Annotated in this window: 20 protein-coding genes and 1 rRNA gene; 11 read left to right on the plus strand and 10 right to left on the minus strand. The window is 74.0% G+C overall.

The genetic code is table 11. The features are described 5' to 3' along the window. Positions 1-90: ribosomal RNA gene (gene rrf / locus ABT093_RS14380) — 5S ribosomal RNA — on the plus strand; the annotation flags it as partial. 55 nt (positions 91-145) lie between these two features. On the opposite strand, the gene ABT093_RS14385 is transcribed toward rrf, so the two are convergent. From ABT093_RS14385 to ABT093_RS14410, 6 genes are all read right to left on the minus strand, one after another. Continuing rightward, positions 146-892, minus strand: coding sequence for a dienelactone hydrolase family protein (locus ABT093_RS14385; RefSeq protein ID WP_350564058.1), 747 nt, complete (start codon positions 890-892; stop codon positions 146-148). Between the two features lie 191 nt (positions 893-1083). Beyond that, positions 1084-2394: a DUF58 domain-containing protein gene (locus tag ABT093_RS14390; RefSeq protein WP_350564059.1), complete on the minus strand. Its 1311-nt coding sequence runs from the start codon at positions 2392-2394 to the stop codon at positions 1084-1086. A 64-nt stretch (positions 2395-2458) separates the two neighbouring features. Continuing rightward, a complete protein-coding gene (locus ABT093_RS14395) occupies positions 2459-3388 on the minus strand; it encodes an AAA family ATPase (protein ID WP_350564247.1) in 930 nt (309 codons plus the stop codon). A 119-nt stretch (positions 3389-3507) separates the two neighbouring features. Beyond that, a complete protein-coding gene (locus tag ABT093_RS14400; protein ID WP_350564061.1) occupies positions 3508-4743 on the minus strand; it encodes a DUF4350 domain-containing protein in 1236 nt (411 codons plus the stop codon). Next, entirely contained in the window at positions 4740-5411 is a 672-nt protein-coding gene (locus ABT093_RS14405) for a DUF4129 domain-containing protein (protein WP_350564062.1), read from the minus strand. The genes ABT093_RS14400 and ABT093_RS14405 overlap by 4 nt, the downstream gene beginning before the upstream one ends. A gap of 5 nt (positions 5412-5416) precedes the next feature. Beyond that, complete coding sequence (locus ABT093_RS14410; RefSeq protein WP_350564064.1) at positions 5417-6619, minus strand: DUF7847 domain-containing protein; 1203 nt, start codon at positions 6617-6619, stop codon at positions 5417-5419. Between the two features lie 286 nt (positions 6620-6905). On the opposite strand from ABT093_RS14410, the gene mtrA reads away from it, so the two are divergent. The 3 genes from mtrA to ABT093_RS14425 are packed head-to-tail and all read left to right on the plus strand — an operon-like array spanning position 6906 to position 11596. Next, on the plus strand, positions 6906-7583 hold the full coding sequence (gene mtrA / locus ABT093_RS14415; RefSeq protein WP_030247322.1) for an MtrAB system response regulator MtrA: 678 nt from the start codon (positions 6906-6908) through the stop codon (positions 7581-7583). Between the two features lies 1 nt (position 7584). Continuing rightward, the gene (gene mtrB, locus ABT093_RS14420; protein ID WP_502884224.1) at positions 7585-9726 is read left to right on the plus strand and encodes an MtrAB system histidine kinase MtrB; all 2142 of its coding nucleotides are present in this window, start codon (positions 7585-7587) and stop codon (positions 9724-9726) included. Next, positions 9701-11596, plus strand: coding sequence for an LpqB family beta-propeller domain-containing protein (locus tag ABT093_RS14425; protein WP_350564066.1), 1896 nt, complete (start codon positions 9701-9703; stop codon positions 11594-11596). Before mtrB ends, ABT093_RS14425 begins: the two co-directional genes overlap by 26 nt. Here ABT093_RS14425 and ABT093_RS14430 read toward each other — a convergent pair. After that, positions 11584-12336: a ComF family protein gene (locus ABT093_RS14430; protein WP_350564067.1), complete on the minus strand. Its 753-nt coding sequence runs from the start codon at positions 12334-12336 to the stop codon at positions 11584-11586. The two genes, ABT093_RS14425 and ABT093_RS14430, sit on opposite strands and share 13 nt — an antisense overlap. A gap of 365 nt (positions 12337-12701) precedes the next feature. Between ABT093_RS14430 and hpf the strand changes: the two genes are divergently transcribed. Together hpf and ABT093_RS14440 are read left to right on the plus strand one after the other, a co-directional pair. After that, complete coding sequence (gene hpf / locus ABT093_RS14435; RefSeq protein WP_350564069.1) at positions 12702-13394, plus strand: ribosome hibernation-promoting factor, HPF/YfiA family; 693 nt, start codon at positions 12702-12704, stop codon at positions 13392-13394. A 195-nt stretch (positions 13395-13589) separates the two neighbouring features. Continuing rightward, positions 13590-14348 (plus strand): response regulator, encoded by a 759-nt coding sequence (locus ABT093_RS14440; protein ID WP_350564071.1) that lies wholly within the window; start codon positions 13590-13592, stop codon positions 14346-14348. Positions 14349-14374: 26 nt separating this feature from the next. Here ABT093_RS14440 and ABT093_RS14445 read toward each other — a convergent pair whose 3' ends face one another. Continuing rightward, on the minus strand, positions 14375-15592 hold the full coding sequence (locus tag ABT093_RS14445) for a winged helix-turn-helix domain-containing protein (RefSeq protein WP_350564073.1): 1218 nt from the start codon (positions 15590-15592) through the stop codon (positions 14375-14377). 59 nt (positions 15593-15651) lie between these two features. Beyond that, on the minus strand, positions 15652-16236 hold the full coding sequence (locus ABT093_RS14450) for a GNAT family N-acetyltransferase (RefSeq protein ID WP_350564075.1): 585 nt from the start codon (positions 16234-16236) through the stop codon (positions 15652-15654). A gap of 251 nt (positions 16237-16487) precedes the next feature. On the opposite strand from ABT093_RS14450, the gene secA reads away from it, so the two are divergent. Next, positions 16488-19250 carry a preprotein translocase subunit SecA gene (secA, locus tag ABT093_RS14455; RefSeq protein WP_350564077.1) on the plus strand — a complete coding sequence of 921 codons (2763 nt, stop codon included), beginning with the start codon at positions 16488-16490 and terminating at the stop codon, positions 19248-19250. A 122-nt stretch (positions 19251-19372) separates the two neighbouring features. Here the strand turns inward: secA and ABT093_RS14460 are convergent, their stop codons facing one another. Next, positions 19373-19858, minus strand: coding sequence for an Rv3235 family protein (locus ABT093_RS14460; RefSeq protein WP_350564079.1), 486 nt, complete (start codon positions 19856-19858; stop codon positions 19373-19375). 376 nt (positions 19859-20234) lie between these two features. Between ABT093_RS14460 and ABT093_RS14465 the strand changes: the two genes are divergently transcribed. From ABT093_RS14465 to pruA, 4 genes are all read left to right on the plus strand, one after another. Then, positions 20235-21431 (plus strand): patatin-like phospholipase family protein, encoded by a 1197-nt coding sequence (locus ABT093_RS14465; protein WP_350564081.1) that lies wholly within the window; start codon positions 20235-20237, stop codon positions 21429-21431. Between the two features lie 120 nt (positions 21432-21551). Further along, a complete protein-coding gene (locus tag ABT093_RS14470) occupies positions 21552-22061 on the plus strand; it encodes a DUF6912 family protein (RefSeq protein ID WP_350564082.1) in 510 nt (169 codons plus the stop codon). A gap of 102 nt (positions 22062-22163) precedes the next feature. After that, on the plus strand, positions 22164-22820 hold the full coding sequence (locus ABT093_RS14475; RefSeq protein ID WP_350564084.1) for an HAD family hydrolase: 657 nt from the start codon (positions 22164-22166) through the stop codon (positions 22818-22820). A 157-nt stretch (positions 22821-22977) separates the two neighbouring features. Next, on the plus strand, positions 22978-24603 hold the full coding sequence (pruA, locus tag ABT093_RS14480) for an L-glutamate gamma-semialdehyde dehydrogenase (protein ID WP_350564250.1): 1626 nt from the start codon (positions 22978-22980) through the stop codon (positions 24601-24603). Positions 24604-24870: the final 267 nt, after the last annotated feature.

Here is a 24870-nt window from a genome sequence, read left to right on the forward strand (position 1 = left end):
CCCGGTTACATTCCGAACCCGGAAGCTAAGCCTCATAGCGCCGATGGTACTGCAGGGGGGACCCTGTGGGAGAGTAGGACGCCGCCGAACAAATTGTGAGAGAACCCCCGCCGGTATTCCGGCGGGGGTTCTCTGCGTTCTACCCTCAGGCCGGCGAGACGGTCGGCCTGCCGAGGTGCCGGTCGTAGAACCGGCCCCCGTCCTCCACCTCGAACCACGGGGTGCCGACGTGCCCGCCCATGTTGGCGTGCAGCGTCTTCTCCTTGCTGCCGAAGGCGTCGAACAGGTCCAGGGCCCGCTGTCGGGGATTGCCCTCGTCGTCCCACTGCAGCAGGAACAGCAGCGGAGCGGTGACCTGCCGGGCCTGCGCGCGTCGTGCACGGGGCACGTAGCCCCCGGCGAAGAGACCGAGGGCCGCGATGCGCGGCTCGACCGCGGCCAGCCCGATACCGACGGCGGTCCAGCCCGAGTACCCGACCGGGCCGTCGATCCCGGGCAGCGTCAGGAGGGCGTCCAGGGTGGCCTGCCATTCCGGGACCGCCCGGTCGACCAGCGGTCCGACGAAGGACTCGAAGATCTCGTCGACCGGTTCGCCGGCCCGCATCGCCCGCTGGAGGTCGGCGCGGGCCTGCGCGTCGGCGGCGGAAGCCGGCCGATCGCCGCACCCGGGGGCGTCGATGGTGGCCACCGCGTAGCCGTACGCCGCGTAGTACCGGGCGCGGGCCACCAGTCGGGTCTCCCGCCGGGGCAGGCCGTTGTTGTGGGCCATCAGGATCAGCGGGGCCGGTGCGGATCCGGGCGTCCACAGGGTGCCGGGGATCTGTCCGAGGGTGAACTCGCGCTCGACCAGGCCGTTTGACGACGACTCGGCGGTGAACTGCGGAGCATGCATGAGGTGTTGCCTTCCGGGAGTGCCTTGGTGTCGAGGCGCTCCCGGCGACAGCTGCGTCAGTCGCCGGCCGTGACGGAGAGGGGGAGCACCCACGTCGTTACAGCGTTCATGGGTCTCACCTCCTCGGGCGGCGTCACGGTCGAGTGCACGCTACCAACCCGGCCGTCGTCGCTCCACTTCTTTTCCGGCGGTCAGAGGCGGCCGGCGGCCTTGAGGGCGAGGTAGGTGTCGGCCAGGGCGGGGGCGAGCGAGGCCGGCGGGGCGTCGAGGACGGTGAGGCCGGCGCGGGTGAGACGGTCGGCGGTGTGGCGGCGGTCGGCGCGGGTCTGTTCGGCGGCCGCGGCCCCGTAGACGGCCTCGACGGTGCCGCGGCCGGCGGCGAGTTCGTCGAGGTGGGGGTCGGAGACGGAGGCGAGGACGACCTCGTGGCGCTTGGTCAGCAGGGGGAGCAGAGGGAGCAGGCCGTCCTCGACCGGGGCCGCGTCGAGCCCGGTGAGCAGCACGATCAGCGAGCGGTGCGGCGCCATCTTGAGCGCGGTGGAGACCAGCGAGCGCATGTCGGTCTCGTGGAGGGCGGGCTCCAGGACGGCCATCGCGTTGGTGAAGGCCGGCAGGATCTCGTTCGGGGAGCGGCCGGCCACCGAGACCCGCTTGCGCAGGTCGTGGGCGAGCAGGTCGACCCGGTCGCCGGCCTTGGTGGCCAGGGCGGTGAGCAGGAGCGCGGCGTCCAGGGAGGCGTCCAGGCGGGGCGCGTCGCCGACCCGGCCGGCCGAGGTGCGGCCGGTGTCGAGGACGACGAGGATGTGCCGGTCGCGCTCGGGGCGCCAGGTGCGGACGGCGACGGTGTGCCGGCGGGCGCTGGCCCGCCAGTCGATCGAGCGGACGTCGTCGCCGGGCAGGTACTCGCGCAGCGAGTCGAACTCGGTGCCCTGGCCGCGGGTCAGGACCGAGGTGCGGCCGTCGAGTTCGCGCAGCCGGGCGAGCCGGGAGGGCAGGTGCTTGCGGCTGGCGAACGGGGGCAGGGCGCGCACGGTCCACGGGACGAGGTGCGAGCCCTGACGGCCGGCCAGGCCGAGCGGGCCGAGCGAACGGACCGTCACCTTGTGGGCGTGGTGGTCCCCGCGCCGGGTGGGGGTGAGGACGGTGGTGACCCGGCGCCGTTCGTGGCCGGGCACGCGCACGGTGTGCCGGGAGGCGGCGGTCTCGGTGCCGGGCCGCCAGGCGGACGGGGCCCAGGCGTCGCGGATCCGGGCGCGCAGCGGGCGCCCGGCCGGGTTGGTGAGGGTCAGTTCGACGGCGGCGGGTTCGCCGAGCCGCACCACGGTGTCGCCGCCCCGGGTGATCCGCAGGCTGCGGACGGGGGCGGCGAGCACCAGGTCGAGGGCGACGCCGAGCAGGACCGCACCGGTGACGGCGCCGATCCCGGCCCAGGAGGGCAGCAGCAGGCCCGTGACGAGGGCGCCGAGCGCGGCGAGCAGGGCGGTTCGCCCGGTGAGGGCCATGCGGTGCGTTCCTTCGTCGGGGCCGGGGGTGAGCCGGCGACAGGGGCGGGCGGGCGGGGCGGGCTCAGCGCGGGGCGGGCGTCTGGGCGAGCACCGCCTGGATGACGGAGTCGGCGGTGACGCCCTCCATCTCGGCCTCGGCGCGCAGGGCGACCCGGTGCCGCAGGGTGGGCAGGGCCAGTGCCTTGACGTCGTCGGGGGTGACGTAGTCGCGCCCGGCCAGCCAGGCCCAGGCGCGGGAGGCGCCGAGCAGGGCGGTGGCACCGCGCGGGGAGACGCCGATGGAGAGCGAGGGCGACTGCCGGGTGGCCCGGCAGAGGTCGACGATGTAGGCGAGGACCTCGGGGGAGACGGTCAGCTTGGCGATCTGCTCCCGGGCGGCCGCGATGTGCTCGGCTCCGGCGACCGGGCGGACGCCGGCGGAGGCGAGGTCGCGCGGGTCGAAGCCGGCGGCGTGCCGGGCGAGGACCTGGAACTCCTGGTCGCGGTCGGGCAGCGGGAGGATCAGCTTCAGCAGGAAGCGGTCGAGCTGGGCCTCGGGCAGCGGGTAGGTGCCCTCGTACTCGACGGGGTTCTGGGTGGCGGCGACCAGGAACGGCACCGGCAGGGCGCGCGGTTCGCCGTCGACGGTGACCTGCCGCTCCTCCATGGCCTCCAGCAGGGCGGCCTGGGTCTTCGGCGGGGTGCGGTTGATCTCGTCGGCCAGCAGCAGGTTGGTGAAGACCGGGCCGGGCTGGAAGGAGAACTCGGCGGTGCGGGCGTCGTAGACCAGCGAGCCGGTGACGTCGCCGGGCATCAGGTCGGGGGTGAACTGGATGCGCTTGGTCTCCAGGCTGAGCGCGGTGGAGAGGGTGCGGATCAGCAGGGTCTTGGCCACGCCGGGGACGCCTTCGAGCAGCACGTGGCCGCCGCAGAGCAGGGCGACGACGAGGCCGGTGACGGCGGCGTCCTGGCCGACGACGGCCTTGCCGATCTCGGCGCGCAGGGCGGTCAGCGCCTCGCGCGGGTCCCGGAGCCGCGGGTCGCCGGGCGCGGTGGCGGCGGGGACGGTGGTGCCGGTGGTGGCGGGTGCCGTGCCGGGGGTGATGCGGAGCTGGGTGGTGGCCTTCTCGGTCACGGCTTCCGTACCTGCCTTTCGAGGGCGTCGAGGTCGTCGGCGAGCCGCAGCAGCGCGGCGTCGTCGGTCGGGGGCGGGCCGTACAGGAGGGCCCGTACGTCCCCGGCGGACCGCTCGGGAAGGCGGTCGGCGACGGCCGCGCAGAGCGCGGTGGGATCGGGCGCGCCGGCCTCGGGCGGGACGCCCAGGGCCGGGGCGACGCGGTGCGCGGTGGCACGGCGCAGGGCGTCGGCGGCGCGGCCGCGGGCCCTGGCGCGGTGGTAGAGGCGGGCCCGGCCCTCGGTGGTCTCGGAGGCGCGGACCACCACGGGCAGGTTCTCGCTGACGACCGGGCCGAGGCGGCGGGCGCGCCAGAGCGCGGCGAGCACGACGGCGATGGCCAGCTGGTAGCCGGCCCAGCTCCAGCCCTCGGGGATGTAGTCCTGGAAGCTCTTCTGCCCGCCCTCGGCGACCGGGGCGGTGTAGTCGGGCAGGTGCCAGGAGACGTGCGGCCGGGCGCCGAGCAGGCCGAGCCCGAGGGCGGCGTTGCCGTCCTTCTTGAGCAGCTCGTTGGTGAGGAACTCGCCGCTGCCGAGGACCACGACGTCGGTGCCGCGGCCGGTCGGCACGCTGACCAGGGGGTAGCCGTGCCCGCGCTGGTAGCAGCCCTCGCCGCGGCTGCCGGCGGTGTAGAGCAGGCCGCCGAGGTGGGCGCTGCCGGCCCGGACGGCCTCGGGCAGGGAGCAGCCGGGGTCGGTGCCGCGGACGCGGGCGTAGGGCACGCCGCCGTTCTCGTCGGACAGGCGGACGCCGGGGGCGAGGGCGCTGAGGGCGGCGGGGCCGGGGGCGATCAGGACCAGCCGGGCGTGCCGGGCGGCGGCGATGGCGGTGAGCTGCTCGGGGGAGAGCAGGTCGGGCTCGGGCAGCACCAGGGTGTCGGCGCCGGTGGGGCGGCCGGTGGGGTCGATGGCGGGGTCGACCTTGAGGCCCTCGCGTTCCAGCAGGGCGACCACGGCGTGGCTGCCGTCGGGGTCGTAGGAGCGCGGGTCCAGCGGCGGGTACTGGCGTTCGCCGTTGGCGGCGGCCAGCACGACGGCGGCGAGCAGGGCGAGGACGAGGGTGAGCAGGTACCAGCGGGCGCGCCGCCACAGGCCGCGGCCGGTGGGGGCGATGCTGGTGCCGGCCGGGGCGGGCGCGGGGGCCGGTGCCGTCTGCTGCGGTGCCGTCGGCGGGGCGGGGGTGGCGCTGGTCATGCGGCTCCTCCGGCGGCCGGGGCGAGGACCGGGCGGGCGCGGCCGAGGGTCCGGTCGAGGTCGCGCAGCAGCTGGTAGGCGGCCTGGTCGGCGGTGCGCTCGCCGTACGCGATGTCGTCGAAGGTGCGGGCGGCCGCGGTGAGCGCGGCGGCGTGCTCGGGCAGCGCGCGGCCGGCCTCGGCGGCGGCCTCGTCGGCGGTGCGGCCGGGGCGGGGGTCGAGCAGGGCGCGTTCCTCCAGGTCGCGGACCAGGGCGCGCATCTGCTCGCGGACCGCCTCGGCCCACTGGCCGGCGGCGGCGTGCCGCTCGGCGTCGGCGCGGTGCTCGGCGGCGCTGCGCGGGCCGGTGCCGCCGAAGACGCCGAGGTCGGTGCGGGCGGCCCGCTTGGGCGCGCCGAGGCGCCACCAGAGGGCGGCGCCGATCACCAGGGCGACCACCAGGAAGAGGACCAGGCCGGTGGCACCGCTGGTGCCGCCGCCGGCGAGCGCATTGAGCGCGTCGTTGATCCGCTCCATGATCCAGTCGATGATCCGTTCCTGGATGCTCGGGTCGTGCCGGTGGTAGTCGGCCTTGACCAGTTCGTCCCGGGCCGCCTCGCGGGCCGCGTCACGCGGGGTCGTGACCGGGGCCCCGCTCGCGAGCACGACGATCTCCCCCCAGGTCGGCATCGGGCTCAGAGCCTTGCCGGGGCGGGGCCGGGCTGGTCGCCCCAGCCGGTGCCGCCGTGCTCGGGCAGGCCGGCGGCGCGGGCGAGCTCGATGTCGAGGGCCTCGCGGCGGATCCGCTGGTCGACGTAGAGCAGCACGCCGATGGTGGCGGTGAAGGGGAGCGTGATGGTGGAGGAGATGATGCCGCCGATGGCGACGGCGACCAGCATCGCGGTGGGCATGCTGGTGCTGTCGCCGGCGTCGATCTGGCTGGAGAGGTCGCTCCAGCCGAGCACCACGCCTGCGACCGTGAACGGGGTGGCGATCACGCTGGAGACGATCCAGGAGATGAGCATGCTCAGGAGGGTGATGCCGAAGATCCGCCACCAGGAGCGGCGGACCAGGCGGCGGGAGCGGGAGAGGGCGGCGATGACGCCCTGCTTCTCCAGCATGAGCGCGGGCGCGGCCAGGCTGAGCTGGATCCCGATCCAGCAGACGACGGGGAGGCTGAGCATGCCCACGATGATGAGCAGGGCGGTGATCGCCGGCTCCTCCGCCCCGGCCAGCGCGTAGCCGATCAGCGGGGTGAAGGCCAGCAGGGCGATACCGCCGAGGATCAGTCCGTTGAGCAGGGTGAGGCCGATGAGCTGGAGCATCCGCGGCCGGGCGTCGCGCCAGGCGTCCCGGAGCGTGACGGCCTGCCCGAGGATGGCGCGGCTGACCACCATGGTCAGCAGGGCTGAGGCGATCACGCCGAGCAGCCAGGCGAGCGGCAGGCTGACCAGGGAGCTCAGCACCGGGGTGAGTTCGCCGGTGTCGCCCTGGACGGCGAGCTGGGCGCCGAGCGCGACGCCCTGCTGGACCACGGCGACGCCGAAGGAGAGGCCGAGGGCGGTCCGCCAGTGCTTGCGGACGGTGGAGACGGCGCCGTCGAGGATCTCACCGAGGCCGAGCGGGCGCAGCGGGATGACGCCGGGCTTGGGGCTGGGCGGCGCGCCCCAGCCGTACTGCCCGCCGGGCGGCCCGTACGGCGGCGGCTGCTGCCCGTACGGCGGCTGCTGCCCGTACGGGGGCTGCGGGGCGCCCGGGGCGGTGCCCCAGGCGGGCGGGGCGTCGTGGTGCGGTGCCGACTGGCCGGGCACGGGGGCGGGCGCGTCGGCCGGGGGCCGGGCACCGTCGCGGGGCGGCTCGGACGAGCCGGGCGAGGCCCAGCCCGGGGTGTCGGTCATCACTGCTCCTCGGAGGGCGTCAGGGTTCGCGGCACCGGGTGGATCTTCACCCGGGCGCAGCGCCCATCGTGCCATGGTGCCCGGACGCGCCCCAGGGGGATCCGGTTGCTGAACGGCAACGGCCTCTCCGTGGACGGCCGGTGGCCCCTCAGGCGGGCCCCGGGGGTGGGTGGGGCCGGACCTTTCGCCCGGTATGGCCGGAATTCGCCAGGGTGCCAGTTGGCCGTTCTGGAGCAATGGGACTGCTGTGCGGCAGGTCACAATCCGGTAATGAGAAGATGGACCCATGAAGGGACGCGTCCTCGTCGTTGATGACGACTCCGCACTGGCCGAGATGCTCGGCATTGTGCTGCGGGGTGAGGGTTTTGAGCCGTTTTTCGTCGCGGATGGGGACAGGGCGCTAGCCGCCTTCCGGGAGACCAAGCCCGACCTGGTCCTGCTTGACCTCATGCTGCCCGGCCGCGACGGCATCGACGTCTGCCGGCAGATCCGGGCGGAGTCCGGGATTCCGATCGTCATGCTGACCGCCAAGACCGACACGGTGGACGTCGTGGTGGGTCTGGAGTCGGGTGCCGACGACTACGTGACCAAGCCGTTCAAGCCCAAGGAGCTGGTGGCCCGGGTGCGTGCCCGGCTGCGCCGCGCCGAGGAGCCGACTCCGGAGCAGCTGACCATCGGCGATCTGGTGATCGACGTGGCCGGCCACTCGGTCAAGCGGGACGGACGGGGCATCCCGCTGACCCCGCTGGAGTTCGACCTGCTGGTCGCGCTGGCCCGCAAGCCCTGGCAGGTGTTCACCCGCGAGGTGCTGCTGGAGCAGGTCTGGGGCTACCGGCACGCGGCGGACACCCGGCTGGTCAACGTCCACGTGCAGCGACTGCGTTCCAAGATCGAGAAGGATCCGGAGCGCCCCGAGATCGTGGTGACCGTGCGCGGCGTCGGCTACAAGGCCGGGCCCAGCTGACGTGAGCGAGCAGTCCGACGAGACCCCGGCGGGTGCCGCGAGCGACGGGGGCGGCGGCGCCGTGCGCGGGGACGTGCTGAGTTCGACCGTGCGCAGCCGCCGCCGGCGCGGGCCGGCGGCCCTGCTCGCGCCGGTGCGCCGTCAGCTGCGCCGCCCCGTGCACCGGGTGGCCGCGCTGTACCGGCGGTCGATCCAGCTGCGGGTGGTGGCGGCGACCCTGCTGCTGTCGGTCCTGGTGGTGCTGGTGCTGGGCGTCGTCGTGATCGCCCAGGTGCGCACCGGGCTGCTGGACACCAAGCGGGCCGCGGCGCGCGACCAGGCGATCGCGGGCTTCCAGACCGAGCTCAAGAAGATCGACGAGGCGAAGGACCTGCGGCTGCGGGTCGGCGCGGCCGCCGACCCGGCCACCGAGGAGCCCGGAACGTGGCTGCTCCGGCAGGTCGGCGAACTCGCCGCCAGCGGGCAGAACGTCTACTCGGTGATCGCGATGCTGCCGGCCAGCGGCCAGACCGTGCAGCCGGACCGGACCAGCTTCGGCCCGCGCTACTCGAGCGACATCTCGCCGGACAGCATTCCGGCCGCGCTGAAGACGCGGGTGGCCCAGGAGGCCGGCCAGACCTTCAGCCAGCCCACCCGGATCCAGCGCTCCCCGGAGAGCGGCGGGACGACCGAGCCCGGCCTGGTCTTCGGACAGCAGTTCGTCGGCCCGGACGGCACCAGCTACCAGCTGTACTACGTCTTCTCCTTCGGCCAGGAGACCAAGACCCTCAACCTGATCACCGGCACCCTGGCGACCGCCGGCGTGTTCGTGGTGATCATGATGGGCGGCATCGCCTGGCTGGTGGTGCGCCAGGTGGTGACCCCGGTCCGGATGGCCGCCGGGATCTCCGAGCGGCTGGCCGCCGGTCACCTGGAAGAGCGGATGAAGGTCACCGGCACGGACGACATCGCCCGGCTCGGCGAATCGTTCAACCGCATGGCCAACGCGCTGCAGGCGCAGATCCGCCAGCTGGAGGAGCTGTCCCGGGTGCAGCGGCGCTTCGTGTCGGACGTCTCGCACGAGCTGCGCACCCCGCTGACCACCGTCCGGATGGCCGCCGACCTCATCTACGACAGCCGCGAGGACCTGGACCCGATGGCGGCCCGGTCCGCCGAACTGCTCCAGGGCCAGCTGGACCGCTTCGAGTCGCTGCTCGCCGACCTGCTGGAGATCAGCCGGTTCGACGCGGGCGCGGCCGTCCTGGACGCCGAGCCGGTGGACCTGCGCGAGATCGTCGGCCGGGTGGTCGAGGCCGCCGATCCGCTGGCCCAGGCCAAGGGCAGCGCGGTGGTGATCCGCGGCGACGGCGAGCCGGTGGTGGCCGAGGTCGACTCCCGGCGGATCGAGCGCATCCTGCGCAACCTGGTGGTCAACGCGCTGGAGCACGGCGAGGGCCGGGACGTCGTGGTCCGGCTGGGCTCGCAGGACGGCGCGGTCGCGGTCGGCGTGCGCGACTACGGCATCGGCCTCAAGCCGGGCGAGGCGTCCCGGGTGTTCCACCGGTTCTGGCGGGCCGACCCGTCCCGGGTGCGGACCACCGGCGGCACCGGCCTCGGCCTGTCCATCGCGGTCGAGGACGCGCACCTGCACGGCGGCTGGCTCCAGGCCTGGGGCGAGCCGGGCGGCGGTTCGCACTTCCGGCTCACCCTGCCGCGCACCCGCGGCGGTGAGATCAACCGGGCGCCGTTCCGGCTGGAGCCGGAGGACTCGCGCAACAACCGGGGCCTGGGCACGTACGGCACGCCGTACCGGCGGGCGATCCGCCCGGCCGGCTCGACCGCGCTGGCCGCGGCGGAGGACCCGGCCGTCCCGGAGACCCCGGAGGCCTCCGGGGGCGGGTTCGGCAGTGGGCTCGGCGGTGTGCTGAGCATCGGCCCGGGTCTCGGCCGGCGGCTGCCGGACGCCCCGCGGGCCGACCCGTCGGACGTCCTGCCGGCCGGTGCCGGGTACGGTGCGACGGGCGCGCAGGTCATGGTGGACACGGCGCCGGGCCGGCCGTCGGTGGCGCAGCGGACCGCGGGACCGGACGGGACCGCCGGGGCGGGCACGGGTGGAACGGACACGGAGGGGTCGCAGGGTGCGAAGGACCAGCGGCAGGACTGAGCCGCGGCTGGCCGGGGTGGTCGGGGCCCTGCTGGGCTCCCTGCTGGCCGGCGGCTGCGCGGCGATGCCGGATTCCGGTGGTGTCACCAAGATCGAGCTGTCCAAGAGCTCGGCGGACAAGAACCTCCAGGTGAGGGTCTTTCCGGTGGAGCCCGCCAAGGGGTCCGACCCGCAGGAGCTGCTGGCCGGCTTCCTGGACGCGCTGACCGCGGACGACAACTACGGCACGGCCCGCAAGTACCTGACGCCGGCCGCGGCGGCGAGCTGGAACGCCGAGACCGGCGTCAAGGTGCTGGGCGGCAAGCCGACCCAGCCGAACGTGAGCGTGACCGACACCGAAACCGACATCTCCATCGCGCTCAACGGGCAGCTGGTGGCCGAGGTGGACGAGCGGCACTCGTACCGGATCGTGGACCCGCGTCCGTTGGATCTCCCCTTCTCCTTCAAGCGGGAGAAGGGCGGCGAGTGGCGGATCGACAAGCTGCCCAACGGGCTGATCCTCAACGAGGTCAACTTCCGCAACAGCTACCGCCAGGTCGACCGGTTCTACTACGCGGCGCCGGACCCGTCCGCGCCGACCGCCGCGGCGGCGACCAGCCAGGACGTGCTGATCGCCGACCCGATCTACCTGCGGCGCCGAATAGACCCGCTGGTCTCGGCCGTCAACGCGCTGATCTCCGGGCCGTCCACCTGGCTCTCCCCGGTGGCCCGGTCGGCCTTCCCGGCCGGGAGCAAGCTGGAGTCGGTGAGCCTGGACGACGGCCACACCGGGCACGTCGTCGTCAGCGGGGTCGACCTGGGCAGCGCCACCGCGTGCCGGCGGATGGCCACCCAGCTGCTCTACACGCTCGCCGACCAGGGGACCGGGCAGGTGGACAAGCTGGAGCTCAAGGGGCAGCACGGCGGCCCGAGCTGTCAGGCGAGCCGCGGCGACGAGCCCGCGACCGGCCCCGGCTCGCTGGCGGGGCAGATGGCCACCCGGCAGTTCTACCAGCGCGCGGACAACGGCGTGCTGTACGAGACGCGCGGGGGCGACGACATCGGTGAGCCGGTGCACGGGCCGCTGGGGCGCCCGCAGCAGTCCGGCCGGCGGCTGGGCGAGATCGCGGTGGCCCGGGACGGCGAGCACGCCGCGGCGATCAGCGGGGACGGCCACCAGCTCTACACCGTGCCGTTCCTGGAGAACCTGGCGGCGATGCCGCAGCCGGTGCTGACCACCCCGAACCGTCCGGGGGCGAAGGCGGAGGACGGGCTGACCTCGCCGACCTGGGACGGGCGCGGCGACCTCTACGTGGTGGACCGCGACCCGCAGGGGCCGAAGGTGCTGCTGGTGCGCGACAAGAAGGTCGTCGAGGTGCCGGTGGTCGGCCTGGGCAACCGGTCGGTGCAGGGCATCAAGGTCTCCTCGGACGGGGCCCGGGTGGCCCTGTTGCTCAAGGAGGGCAAGGACAGCAAGGACCAGCAGCTCTGGCTGGGCCTGATGGTCCACGAGGGCACCAAGGACGCGCCGACCGCGAGGATCGTCGGCCTGCAGCCGGCCAACCCGGTGTTCCAGGAGGTGGTCTCGGTCTCCTGGGCCGAGGCGGACCAGCTGCTGGTGCTGGGCAAGGAGAAGGACAAGCTGCAGCAGCTGCACTACGTCAGCACGGACGGGTCGCAGAACCCGGACGCGCGGCTGCAGAGCGGCGGCGAGATGGGCGCCGTCGCCGCGTCGGAGTCCCGGGTGAACGGCGGGGGCGGCAGTGCGCCGCTGGTGCCGCCGGTGCTGGCGCTGCAGGGGGCGGAGGGCAAGCCGTACCGGCTGGTCAACAACCAGTGGCGGGAACTGGTGCTGCCGTACCAGACCTCCGCGTTCATCTACCCGGGCTGATCACCGGGACCGTCGGCGTGCCGCCGGTCCGCGCCGGCCGCCGCGACGGTGGCGGCCGCGTGGGGCGGCAGGCCGGCGGCCGACAGCGCCCGGGCCGCCTCGGCGAGGCTCGCGCCGGTGGTCACCAGGTCGTCCACCAGGACCGGCCGGCGCCCACCGGGCGGGCGGGGGCCGAGCGGCCGGACGGTGAGCGCGCCGTGCAGGTTGCGCCGGCGCTCGGCGGCCGGGAGCCCGGCCTGGTCGGCGACCGGGCGGAGGTGGCGCAGCAGGGGCGCGGCGCGGGCGTCCAGCCCCTCGCGGCGCAGGGCGCGGGCGGCGGCGCCGGCCAGCCGCAGGGTCGGGTCGTGGCCCCGGGCGCGGACGGCCGCGCGGGCCGAGGGCACCGGGACGAGCAGCAGCGGGAACTGCCCGGTGCGCGGGCCGAGCGCGGAGCGCACCGCGCGGGCGAGCGCCTCGCCGAGCGGGCCGGCCAGCCGGAGCGCGCCGCGTTCCTTGTGGGCGAGCAGCAGCCGGCGGACCGGGCCCTCGTAGGGCGCGGCGGCGTGCGTCCAGGGCAGGGCGGCGCACGGCCCTGGACGTGCGGTGGCGAGGGTGTGCCGGCAGGCCGGACAGAGCTGGCCCCGGTCGGCGCCGCAGCCCGCGCAGGTGGCCGGCACCAGCACGTCGAGCAGACCGGCCAGGGCGTGTGCGAACGGCCCCTGGGCGGGCTGCGGTTGCGACGGTGCGGGCGTCGGTGGCATGGCTGCTCCTTCCGGCTCGGGAACGGAGAGTGAGCAAAGAATGCGCCGTACGGGGGGTGTTGTCCAGGTATTTACCTGTGTTTCACTCGCAGGAGGGTAGACAGGGGGCAACGGCTTGACCGCCAAGCCGATCTGTCCGCCTTGCCCGAACTCTCCACTGGGGAGGCGAAAACTCCGTGTGAGGTGTTCGATGAGCCCCAGGGGGTTTCAACCGTCCCTGATGGGGAGGAAGTGAGGTGAGGGCCAGTCGTTCCCGCCGTTGCCGGTGGGACGGAGGGCCGGCGGAAGGATTGGCTGGTCCGGCTGGTCTCAGTCCGGTCCGGTAGCACCCGGACCGGCGACAGAACGAGGGATCGGAGTTCTGCGTGGACATCGTTGTCAAGGGCCGCAAGACCGAGGTGCCCAAGAGGTTCCGGGATCACGTGGCCGAGAAGCTGGAGAAGGTCCAGAAGTTCGACACCAAGGCGATCAGCCTCGATGTCGAGGTGTCCAAGGAACACAACCCGCGGCAGGCCGACCGGTCCGACCGCGTGGAGATCACTCTCCGTACCCGTGGCCCGGTGATCCGGGCCGAGGCCGCCGCCGCCGACCCCTACGCGGCGCTCGACCTGGCCTCGGCGAAGCTCGACGCCCAGCTGCGCAAGTCCGCGGACCGGCGTCGGGTCCACAAGGGCGGCAACGGCCGCACCCCGATCAGCGTCGCCGAGGCGACCGCGGCCCTGGCCGCGCTGCCCGAGACGCAGCCGTCGGAGAGCAGCACCAACGGGGCCGTCCGCAAGACCATGATGGGAACCCTGGAAGTGGAGGGCGAAGGCCCGCTGGTGGTCCGGGAGAAGACGCACCCGGCCGCCCCGATGGCGCTCGACCAGGCGCTCTACGAGATGGAGCTGGTCGGCCACGACTTCTACCTCTTCGTGGAGAAGGACAGCGGCCTGCCGAGCGTCGTCTACCGCCGGCACGGTTACCACTACGGCGTGATCCACCTGAAGGCCGACGGTTCGACCGTCGAGGGCGGTGGCGCCGGTGGTGCGATCGGCGCGGGTGACGACGAGGACTGACCGTCCGAGCAGCATGGGAGGGTGACCCCGGTGGCCGGTGCCGCCGGGGTCACCGGCGTTCGGGGCGGCCCGGCCGCGTCGCCGGGCCGCCGCGCAGGTCACCCGATGCGGGGCAATCGGCGCCGGAGGGTGACCGCAGGGGCCTCCGGCCGTGGAATGATTGGCGGACGACGACCGGCGACGGGGGAGGAGCGGATGGGGGATCACTTCGGGCTGGGGCCCGCAACGGGGCCGGTCGCGGGGGTGTCGCCCGGCCCGGGGGCGGAGCCCGAGTACGCCCCGCACCGGGGGGAGCCGATCCGTGTCCTGGTGGTGGACGACCACGCGCTGTTCCGCCGCGGCCTGGAGATCGTGCTGGCCGAGGAGGAGGACATCACGGTCGTCGGCGAGGCCGGGGACGGCGCCGAGGCGGTGCTCAAGGCCGCCGACCTGCTGCCGGACATCATCCTCATGGACGTCAGGATGCCGCGCCGCAGCGGGATCGAGGCCTGTACGGCGATCAAGGACGTCGCGCCCAGCACCAAGATCATCATGCTGACGATAAGCGACGAGGAGGCCGACCTCTACGAGGCGATCAAGGCGGGCGCCACCGGGTACCTGCTCAAGGAGATCTCCACCGACGAGGTGGCCACCGCGATCCGCGCGGTCGCCGACGGGCAGTCCCAGATCAGCCCGTCGATGGCGTCCAAGCTGCTCACCGAGTTCAAGTCGATGATCCAGCGCCGGTCCGACGAACGGGACCTGGTGCCCGCGCCGCGGCTGACCGACCGGGAGCTGGAGGTGCTGAAGCTGGTGGCCACCGGGATGAACAACCGGGAGATCGCCAAGGAGTTGTTCATCAGCGAGAACACCGTGAAGAACCACGTGCGCAACATCCTGGAGAAGCTCCAGCTGCACTCCCGGATGGAGGCCGTGGTGTACGCGATGCGGGAGAAGATCCTCGAAATAGGGTGAGCGCGCGGGGGCCGCCGCGCCCCCGCTCAGCCGAGCAGTTCCTCCAGTGCCGGGCGGAGCGCCTCGTCGTGCAGCGCCTCGACCCGCACGCCCTCGCAGCCCACCCAGGAGGCCGCCTCGCGCAGCGCCCCGGCCAGCGCCTCCAGGTGCCGGGGGGAGTCCAGCGAGACCTGACGGGCCACCAGCGTGCGTCCCTCGCGGGCCGGATCGACCCGGCCGACCAGCCGGCCGCCGGCCAGCAGCGGCATCGCGAAGTAGCCGTGCACCCGCTTGTGCCTGGGCGTGTAGGCCTCCAGCCGGTGGAGCATGCCGAAGATCCGCTCGGTGCGCGGGCGGTCCCAGATCAGCGAGTCGAACGGCGAGAGCAGCGTGGTCCGGTGGCGCCCGCGCGGCGCCGCGGCGAGCGCCGCCGGATCGGCCCAGGCCGCGCCCGGGGAGCCGTCCGGGCCCCAGCCGGCCACCTGGACCGGGACCAGGCCGGAGTCGGGCAGCACCGCGTCCAACTGGTCGGCGCGCAGCCGGTGGTAGTCGAGCAGGTCGGCCCGGGTGGCCACGCCCAGGGCCGCGCCGGACTGCGCGACCAGGGTGCGCAGGCAGTGCTCGTCGTCCGGCTCGGCCGCGAACAGCTCGGCGGGGATCGCCTGTTCGGCCAGCGCGTAGACGCGCTTCCAGCTCCGGCGCTCGGTGCAGACCACGTCGCCGAAGGCCAGCGCCCGCTCCACCGCGATCTTGGTGTCGGACCAGTCCCACCACTCGGCGGTGCGCTTGGCGCCGCCCAGTTCGGTGGAGGTGAGCGGCCCCTCGGCGCGCAGCTTGTCGAGCACGGTGCGGTACGTCGCCGCGTCGACCTGCTTGCCCCAGACGTGGGCCTTGGCGCGGTAGCCGCGGCGCCGGAAGGCGAACAGCGGCCACTCCTCGACGGGCAGCACGCAGGCCGCGTGCGACCAGTACTCGAAGCTCGCGCCGCCGCCCCAGTACGCCGCCTCGACGGCCGGGCGGCCGACCGCGCCGAGCCGGGCGTACGGCACCAGTTCGTGGGAGCGGGCCAGCACCGAGATGGTGTCGAGCTGGACGGCGCCGAGCCGGCGCAGCACCCCGCGCACGCCGCCGCGGCGGTCCGGGGCACCGAGCAGTCCCTGGGCGCGCAGGGCGATCCGGCGGGCGTCGTCGGCGCCGAGGACGGTCGCCGGGGCGGGGGTCGCGGGGGAGGGGCCGGCGGTCGGGCGCGGGGTCGAGGCGGTCATGCCGGCGAGCCTAGACGGGGGCACCGACAACCGGCCCGGGCCGGCCGGCGTCCGTCCGGTCAGCCCGGGAGGTCCTCGGCGAGCAGCGAGGCGATCCAGGAGTCGCGGAACTGCCCGCGCTGCTCGGCGTAGGAGCGCAGCAGGCCCTCCATGCGGAAGCCGACCTTCTCGGCCACCGCGCGGGAGCCCTCGTTGCCCACGTAGGCGAGCCACTCCAGCCGGCGCAGGCCCAGCTCGCGCAGGCCGTAGCGGGCCACCGCGGCGGCGGCCTCGGCGGTGTACCCGCGGCCGCGGAACTCCTTGGTCGCCCACCAGCCGACCTCGGCGGCGCCCGGCCGGCCGGCGCAGGCCATCAGCCCCTGGCTGCCGACCAGCGCGCCGGACTCCCGCTCGAACACGCACCAGACCAGGTTCTCGCCGGTCCGCCAGCCCTCGGTGGCGAAGTCGTGGACGAAGTACTCGGCGTCCTGGCGGCGGTAGGGGGACGGGACGACCGTCCAGCGCTGGATCTCCTCGTCCTGGCAGGCGGCGAAGACCGCGTCGACGTCGCCCTCGGCGGGCGCGCGCAGGACCAGGCGCTCGGTGGTGAGGACGACGGGCTCCGTCGTGCGCGGTTCGTTCCGCTTCTGAGACTCTTCTTCCATGCGCGGATTATTCCGTGCAAAGAGAAATCCAGGTATCCGATTAACGGACCGGCGTGGCCAACTGGCCGGACGCCCGCCCGGTTTGCCCCGGTGCGATGGACTTTCACCGGATGTGCTCGCGCGGGTGACACGGGAATAGCGTGCTGACGCACCTCCCGGGGCATTGGACTCCTCGCATACGATGGCCCGTGCGGTGGGGTGGATCCACCGTGCAGTCGTCCAGTGCCAATACAGGCAAGGAGCCCGCTCACGTGTCCGTCTTCGACAAGATCCTGCGCGCCGGCGAAGGCAAGATCCTTCGCAAGCTGCAGCGGATTGCTGCCCAGGTCAACTCCATCGAAGAGGACTTCGTCAACCTCACCGACGCCGAGCTGCGCGCACTGACCGACGAGTACAAGCAGCGGCTCGTCGACGGCGAGACCCTGGACGACATCCTCCCCGAGGCGTTCGCCACCGTCCGCGAGGCCGCCAAGCGCGTGCTGGGCCAGCGGCACTACGACGTCCAGCTGATGGGTGGGGCCGCGCTGCACCTCGGCTACGTCGCCGAGATGCGCACCGGTGAGGGCAAGACCCTGGTCGGCACGCTGCCCGCGTACCTCAACGCGCTCACCGGCAAGGGCGTGCACCTCATCACGGTCAACGACTACCTCGCCGAGCGCGACTCGGAGTGGATGGGCCGGGTGCACCGCTTCCTCGGCCTCGAGGTCGGCGTGATCCTCGCCAACATGACGCCCGCCGAGCGCAGGCGCCAGTACGGGATGGACATCACGTACGGCACCAACAACGAGTTCGGCTTCGACTACCTGCGCGACAACATGGCCTGGTCGAAGGACGAACTCGTCCAGCGCGGCCACAACTTCGCGGTGGTCGACGAGGTCGACTCGATCCTCATCGACGAGGCCCGCACCCCGCTGATCATCTCCGGCCCGGCGGACCAGGCGACCAAGTGGTACGCCGACTTCGCCAAGCTGGTGCTGCGCCTGAAGATCGACCGCGACTACGAGGTCGACGAGAAGAAGCGCACCGTCGGCATCCTCGAGGAGGGCGTCACCCGGGTCGAGGACTACCTCGGCATCGACAACCTCTACGAGTCGGTGAACACCCCGCTGGTCGGCTTCCTGAACAACGCCATCAAGGCGAAGGAGCTGTACAAGGCGGACAAGGACTACGTCGTGATGAACGGCGAGGTCATGATCGTCGACGAGCACACCGGCCGCATCCTGGCCGGCCGCCGCTACAACGAGGGCATGCACCAGGCCATCGAGGCCAAGGAGGGGGTGGAGGTCCAGAACGAGAACCAGACGCTGGCCACCATCACCCTGCAGAACTTCTTCCGCCTGTACGACAAGCTGGCCGGAATGACCGGTACCGGCACCACCGAGGCGGCCGAGTTCCACCAGATCTACAAGCTCGGCGTGGTGCCGATCCCGACCAACAAGACCCCGCTGCGCATCGACCAGCCCGACCTGATCTACAAGTCGGAGCCGGCCAAGTTCGCCGCCGTGGTCGAGGACATCGCCGAGAAGCACGAGAAGGGCCAGCCGGTGCTGGTCGGCACCGTGTCGGTCGAGAAGTCCGAGTACCTGTCGCAGGAGCTGCGCAAGCGCGGCATCCCGCACGAGGTGCTGAACGCCAAGCACCACGAGCGCGAGGCGCAGATCGTCGCCCAGGCCGGCCGCAAGGGCGCCGTCACCGTCGCCACCAACATGGCCGGCCGCGGTACCGACATCATGCTCGGCGGCAACGCCGACCACCTCGCGGCCGCCGAGCTGGCCCAGCGCGGGCTCTCCGCGGTGGACACCCCGGAGGAGTACGAGGCCGCGTTCCCGGCCGCGCTGGAGAAGGCCAAGGCCGCGGTCAAGACGGAGCAGGACGAGGTCAAGGAGGCCGGCGGCCTCTACGTCCTCGGCACCGAGCGGCACGAGTCCCGCCGGATCGACAACCAGCTGCGCGGCCGTTCCGGCCGTCAGGGCGACCCGGGCGAGTCCCGCTTCTACCTGTCGCTGGGCGACGACCTGATGCGCCTGTTCAAGGCCGGCATGGTCGAGCGCGTGCTCTCGATGGCCAACGTGCCCGAGGACGTGCCGATCGAGTCGAAGATGGTCACCCGGGCGATCGCCTCCGCGCAGACCCAGGTCGAGCAGCAGAACTTCGAGATCCGCAAGAACGTCCTCAAGTACGACGAGGTGCTGAACCGCCAGCGCGAGGTCATCTACGGCGAGCGCCGCCGGGTGCTGGAGGGCGAGGACCTCCAGGAGCAGGTCGGCCACTTCATGGACGACACCGTCGAGGCGTACGTCCGGGCCGCCACCGGCGAGGGCTTCGAGGACGACTGGGACCTCGAGAAGCTCTGGACCGCGCTCAAGCAGCTCTACCCCGTCACCCTGGACCTGGAGGAGCTGGAGGAGGAGGCCGGCGGCACCGCGGGCCTCACCCCGGAGTTCCTCACCAAGGTCATCCAGGAGGACGTCCAGGCGCAGTACGGCGCCCGCGAGGACCAGCTCGGCACCGAGATCATGCGCGAGCTGGAGCGCCGCGTCGTCCTGTCGGTGCTGGACCGCCGCTGGCGCGAGCACCTCTACGAGATGGACTACCTCCAGGAGGGCATCGGCCTGCGGGCCATGGCGCAGCGCGACCCGCTGGTCGAGTACCAGCGCGAGGGCTTCGACATGTTCACCGCGATGATGGAGGGCATCAAGGAGGAGTCCGTCGGCTACCTGTTCAACCTGGAGGTCCAGGTCGAGCAGCAGGTCGAGGAGGTCCCGGTCGAGGACGCCGCGGTCATGCTCGACAAGCTTGAGAAGGACGCCGCCCGCCCGGAGATCAAGGCCAAGGGCCTGGAGGCCCCCAAGCCGCAGCGGCTGCACTACACGGCCCCCTCGGACGAGGTCGGCGGCGGTGTGGTCGAGGGCGACTTCGAGGACCTCGCGGTGGAGGACGAGGGCGACGGCCTGACCCGCGCCGAGCGCCGCAAGGCCGCCAAGTCGGCCAAGGGCCGCCGCCGCAAGGGCTGAGACGAGGCCGGCGGCCGGTCCGCGCCGCGGACCGGCCCGCCGCCGGGCAGGGCGCCGCTCCCGTACGGGGGCGGCGCCCCGCGCCGTTTCCGGGGCGGTCCGCCCGGGCGCGCGGACGGCGCTCACCGGGCCTCCACGGCGGTGCACTGCCACTGGCCCGAGGGACCGCGCGGCTCCAGCCGGAACGCCACCACGTGGTGCCGGGGGCCGAGGTCGACCCGGACGCAGGCCTCGACGGCGCCCGGCGAGGGGGAGCGGTCGTGCACCGGGCCGAGCCGCGGCCGCACGCCGCCGTGCGGCCGGCGCAGGGTGCCGGCCCGGACCAGGGCGGAGAGCTGGCCGTAGCAGTCCAGCGTGGTGTGGCGCATCAGCTGGCCGGACGGCCGGACGCCGGTTAGCACCTCCACCAGCCGGAGGGCGAACCGGGCGCTCAGGCCGTCGAGCGGGGCCCGGACCTGAGCACCGGTGCAGACCGCCCGGGGGTTGCGGGGCCGGCGCGGGGGCGCCGGGTGGTGGTCCCGCGCGGTGCCGCGGGGCCGGACGGGGCGCGCGGAGAGCACGGCGGGCGGGGCGGCCGGCGGTGTGGAGCGGTTCGGGCACGTGGTCATGGGCCTTCCTCGGGGGCGGTCGGCGCGGGGCCGGGCGGGGCCGTACCGTCGGTGCCGCGGGTACGGACGGGTCCTTGCTAGCGGCCGCCCGCGCGGGGCGGCAACGGTTTTCCGACGGTCCGGCGGACGGCTCCCGAATTCACCTATCCGGGTGAGTGGGCCCGTGCGGGGGCAGGGCTCCGGGCGCCCGCGCGGGCCGTGGGTTGACGTGCCGGGTCGGCCGGGACGGCCCGAAAGGGGACGGTCCGTTCGCCAGGACGGGCGTTGCGCCCGCGGCGCCGCGCGCGCAGGATCGAAGGCCGGGCCGTACGTCCCGCGCGGCGTCCGCCCGGCAGCGCACCACCACCCACCGCCCCGACGACGACAGGCGGCCGGTATGACGACATGGGTATCCGGAACACGTCCGGCGCCGCCGGTGCCCGGGGGCGCTCCCCGGCGCGGCCTGGTGCTGGGCGGCGGGGGCATGCTCGGCGCCGCCTGGACGGTCGGCGCGCTGTGCGCCGTCGAGGAGGCGACCGGCCGGCCGGCCGGTGAGGCGGAGGTGCTGCTGGGCACCTCGGCGGGCGCGATCCTCGGCGCGCTGCTCGCGGGCGGGGCGGACACCGGGCAGTTGCGCGACCACCAGCGGGGCCTGCCGATCGGGTCCGGGCCGCTGGCCGGGATCGACTTCGACTACGACACGGCGGTCGGCGGCGCGCTGCCGCCGCGGCCCCGGGCGGGGATCGGCTCGCCGGGGCTGCTGCGGGACGCCGTCCGGCACCCGCGCACCTACCCCTGGCTCACCATGGTCTCGGCGATGGCGCCGCACGGCCGGGGCTCGCTGGCGTCGGTCGGCGCGCTGGTCGGCGCCCTCTTCGACGGCCCCGACGGCCCCGACGGCCCCGACGGCCCCGACGGCCCCGACGGCCCCGACGGCCCTGGAGGTACGGGCGGCACCGACAGCCCGGGCGCCCCGGACGGCCCGGACGGCCCCGGGGGCTGGGCGGGGGGCCCGGCGCTGCGGGTCGTCGCGGTGGACTACCGCAGCGGCCGCCGGGTGGTCTTCGGCGACCCCGGCGCACCCCCGGCCCGGGTCGACGAGGCGGTGATGGCCTCCTGTGCGATCCCCGGCTGGTTCGCACCCGTCCCGGTCGGCGGCACCGAGTACGTCGACGGCGGCTGCTGGTCGGCCACCAACGCCGACCTGCTGCTGGACCGGGGTCTCGACGAGGTGTACGTGCTCGCCCCGATGGCGCTGCGGCCCGACCCGCCGGGGCGCCCGGAGCCCGACGGCGGCGCGTCGGCCGCCACGCGCGCCCGGCGCGTGAGGGAGTGGCTGCACGCCCCGCGCGAGCGGGACCGTCCGAGCGGGGTGCTCGCCCAGCTGGTCGCCCGCTACCGCCGGACGGTGACCCGCCAGCTGTTGCGCGAGGCCCGGGTGCTGCGGGCCGGCGGCGTGCGCGTCCACCTGCTCGCGCCCACCCCCGCCGACCTGGCGGTGATGGGCCCGAACATGATGGACCCGGCCCGCCGCGGGCCCGTCCTGGAGAGCGCGCTGGACAACTGCCGACGGTCCCTGCGGACCGCGCGCTGACGGTCCGGGGAGGCGGGGCGCGCGGCCCGGCGGCGCGCGGGTGATCACGGCCCGCCGTCCGGCGCTTATTCTTGGGGGCGCTGGAAGCTGTGCCGCTGGACGAACCGGAGAGTGCCACCGATGCGCGTGTACGTGCCCACCACCCTGACCGCCCTGGCGGCGGCGCACTCGGGCGGCGCGCTGGAGCAGTCCGCGGCGTACGCCGTGACGCCCGCGCTGCGCGAGTGGTACGTCAGCGACGACCTGGAGGAGCTGGAGTACGCGGCGCTGAACCGGGCCGCCCAGTCCTCGCTGCGCCTGCTGGCCGCCGAACCCGACGCCCCGCGCCGCCGGGTCGTCGTGGCGCTCGACATCGCCGACTCGGCGGTGAAGCCCTTCCCCGGCGACGAGTACCAGGACCAGGCCTCGCTCGGCCGGGTGGTGCTGGCCGGCCCGGTCAAGCTCGCCAAGGCGGCCGCGGTGCACGCGGACGTCGCCGACGCGGACGTGGTGGCCGACGTGACCGCGGCCGTCGAGGCGGTGGCGGCGGCGGACGCCGGCGACCAGGACGCCCAGTTCACCGTGGACGGCGCCGAGGACCACGACCTGCTCTGGTTCGCCACCCAGGAGATCACCGGCCTGCTCGGCTGAGCCCTGCCCGGCCGGTCCGCTCGGCCGGGTCCGCCCCGCGTCGCCGGCCCGCGTGAGCCCCGTCCTACCGGTCCGGCGGTGCCCGGCGTTACCGTTCAACGCGTGCGCACTCATATCGTCTGGGACTGGAACGGAACGCTCTTCCACGACATGGAGGCGGTGCTCGGCGCGAGCAACGCCGCCTTCGCGACCATCGGCGTAGCGCCGATGACGCTGCAGGAGTACCGAGAGCAGTACGAGATCCCGATCCCCCGCTTCTACCAGCGGCTGCTCGGCCGGCTGCCCTCCGAGGACGAGTGGCTGCGCCTGGACGACGCGTTCCACGACAGCTACCGCCGGCTGGCCGCCGCCTGCGGCCTCACCGAGGGCGCCCGGGAGCTGCTGGACGACTGGCGGGCGGCCGGGCACAGCCAGTCGCTGCTGTCCATGTACGAGCACGACCGGCTGCTGCCGGTGGTCGACGGCTTCGGCCTGACCAGCCGGTTCCTGCGGGTGGACGGGCGCAGCGGCCCGGCCGGCGGGCAGAAGGCCGAACACCTGGTCCGGCACCTGGCCGCGCTCGGCGAGCGGGTGGACCCGGCCCGCACGGTGCTGATCGGCGACGCGGCGGACGACGCGCTGGCCGCGCTGAACGCGGGCGCCCACGCGGTGCTGTACACCGGCGGCTCGCACACCCGGGAGAAGCTGGAACCGGTCGGCGTGCCGGTGGTGGACACCCTGGCGGAGGCGGTGGAGCTGGCCGGCCGGCTCGCCGGCTGAGGCACCCGCCGGGCGGCCGGGCGTGGCGCGGACCACGTCCACCGTTGGCGTGTCCGGGCGGGCGAAGCGGCCCGCCGCTGGTCAGGCTGGACGGGTGCCGGTCCCGTCGTCGGAACGGGGTCGGCCACCGTGACGAGGAGCGGAGTCCGCCATGCCCATCGACGCAGTCACCCAGGTCCCGGTCCCGGGCAACGAGCCGGTGCTCGGCTACGCGCCCGGCAGCCCGGAGCGGGAGCGTCTGGTGCGCCGGCTGGACGACCTGGCGGCCGAGCAGGTCCCGCTGCCGATGACCATCGGCGGGGAGCAGCGGTTCGGCGGCGGCGAGCGGATCGACGTCGTCCAGCCGCACCACCACGCGGCCAAGCTGGGCGTGCTCGGCAACGCCACCCGGGAGGACGCCCGGGCCGCGGTGGACGCCGCGCTGGCGGCCGGGCGGGAGTGGCGGGCGCTGTCCTTCGACGACCGGGCGGCGGTCTTCCTGCGCGCCGCCGACCTGCTGGCCGGGCCGTGGCGGGAGACGCTGAACGCGGCCACCATGCTCGGGCAGTCCAAGACCGCGCAGCAGGCGGAGATCGACTCGGCCTGCGAGCTGATCGACTTCTGGCGCTGGAACGCGCACTTCGCCCGGCAGATCCTGGCCGAGCAGCCGGTCTCCTCGCCGGGGGTGTGGAACCGCACCGACCACCGCCCGCTGGAGGGCTTCGTCTACGCGATCACCCCGTTCAACTTCACCGCGATCGCCGGCAACCTGCCGACCGCGCCCGCGCTGATGGGCAACACGGTGGTGTGGAAGCCCGCGCCGACCCAGACGCTGGCCGCCCACTACCTGATGCGGCTGCTGGAGGCGGCCGGCCTGCCGCCCGGCGTGGTCAACCTGGTCACCGGCGACGGGCAGCAGCTGTCCGCGGTGGCGCTCGCCGACCCCGCCCTGGCCGGACTGCACTTCACCGGCTCCACCGCGACCTTCCGCTCGCTCTGGCAGACGATCGGCGCCAACATCGGCGGCTACCGGACGTACCCGAGGATCGTCGGGGAGACCGGCGGCAAGGACTTCCTGCTGGCGCACCGCTCGGCCGACCCGGAGATCCTCAAGGCCGCGCTGATCCGCGGCGCCTTCGAGTACCAGGGCCAGAAGTGCTCGGCGCTCTCCCGCGCCTACCTGCCGCGCAGCGTCTGGCAGCGGATCAAGGACGACTTCCTCGCCGAGGTGGACGCGCTGGCCGTCGGCGACGTCACCGACCTGTCGAACTTCATGGGCGCGCTGATCGACCGGCGCGCGTTCGAGAAGAACCGGGAGGCCATCGACCGGGCCAAGGCGGACCCGACGGTGGAGCTGGCGGCGGGCGGCCAGTACGACGACGCGATCGGCTGGTTCGTCCGCCCGACCGTGCTGGTCTCCTCGGACCACCGCAACGAGATGTTCCGCACCGAGTACTTCGGCCCGATCCTGGCCGTCCACGTCTACGAGGACTCCCGCTGGGAGGACGTGCTGAACCGGGTGGACGCGGGCGCGCCGTACGGGCTGACCGGCTCGGTGGTGGCCCAGGACCGCTACGCGATCGCGCAGGCGGTGGAGGCGCTGCGGTTCGCCGCCGGGAACTTCTACATCAACGACAAGCCGACCGGCGCGGTCGTCGGCCAGCAGCCCTTCGGCGGCGGCCGGGCGTCGGGGACCAACGACAAGGCGGGCGCGGCGCAGAACCTGCTGCGCTGGACCTCGGCCCGGTCGATCAAGGAGACGTTCGTCCCGCCGACCTCGCACGTTCACCCGCACATGGGCTGAATGCCCACCCTCCGCACACGGATTCCGCAGAGGCTCCGCACGAACTTTCGGCTTTCGGCGCAAACCGGCAGGCTGATTGGACAAGCTGTCCAGGACGGCCCGATCTTCCTGCAGGTTTGCGCCTGCTTGTCCCCTGACACCTTCGATTGATCCCGTTAGGCTGGCTGGCGTCGTCGGGTGGTTCCGCAGAGGCCGAACGTCTCGTCCTACCCGCTGCAGAGGTGTTCCATGCGTGCCATGGACGCCTTTCAGCAGGACGGTGCGGCA

The sequence above is a fragment of the Kitasatospora sp. NPDC002551 genome (assembly GCF_040296005.1).
Taxonomy (GTDB): domain Bacteria; phylum Actinomycetota; class Actinomycetes; order Streptomycetales; family Streptomycetaceae; genus Kitasatospora.

What these genes read in the sequence shown, in the direction of transcription:
- ABT093_RS14385 (WP_350564058.1), bottom strand. Translation starts at nt 892, where the DNA reads ATGCATGCTCCGCAGTTCACCGCCGAGTCGTCGTCAAACGGCCTGGTC.
- ABT093_RS14390 (WP_350564059.1), bottom strand. Translation starts at nt 2,394, where the DNA reads ATGGCCCTCACCGGGCGAACCGCCCTGCTCGCCGCGCTCGGCGCCCTC.
- ABT093_RS14400 (WP_350564061.1), bottom strand. Translation starts at nt 4,743, where the DNA reads ATGACCAGCGCCACCCCCGCCCCGCCGACGGCACCGCAGCAGACGGCA.
- ABT093_RS14405 (WP_350564062.1), bottom strand. Translation starts at nt 5,411, where the DNA reads ATGCCGACCTGGGGGGAGATCGTCGTGCTCGCGAGCGGGGCCCCGGTC.
- ABT093_RS14410 (WP_350564064.1), bottom strand. Translation starts at nt 6,619, where the DNA reads ATGACCGACACCCCGGGCTGGGCCTCGCCCGGCTCGTCCGAGCCGCCC.
- mtrA (WP_030247322.1), top strand. Translation starts at nt 6,906, where the DNA reads ATGAAGGGACGCGTCCTCGTCGTTGATGACGACTCCGCACTGGCCGAG.
- ABT093_RS14430 (WP_350564067.1), bottom strand. Translation starts at nt 12,336, where the DNA reads ATGCCACCGACGCCCGCACCGTCGCAACCGCAGCCCGCCCAGGGGCCG.
- ABT093_RS14440 (WP_350564071.1), top strand. Translation starts at nt 13,590, where the DNA reads ATGGGGGATCACTTCGGGCTGGGGCCCGCAACGGGGCCGGTCGCGGGG.
- ABT093_RS14445 (WP_350564073.1), bottom strand. Translation starts at nt 15,592, where the DNA reads ATGACCGCCTCGACCCCGCGCCCGACCGCCGGCCCCTCCCCCGCGACC.
- ABT093_RS14450 (WP_350564075.1), bottom strand. Translation starts at nt 16,236, where the DNA reads ATGGAAGAAGAGTCTCAGAAGCGGAACGAACCGCGCACGACGGAGCCC.
- ABT093_RS14460 (WP_350564079.1), bottom strand. Translation starts at nt 19,858, where the DNA reads ATGACCACGTGCCCGAACCGCTCCACACCGCCGGCCGCCCCGCCCGCC.
- ABT093_RS14465 (WP_350564081.1), top strand. Translation starts at nt 20,235, where the DNA reads ATGACGACATGGGTATCCGGAACACGTCCGGCGCCGCCGGTGCCCGGG.
- ABT093_RS14470 (WP_350564082.1), top strand. Translation starts at nt 21,552, where the DNA reads ATGCGCGTGTACGTGCCCACCACCCTGACCGCCCTGGCGGCGGCGCAC.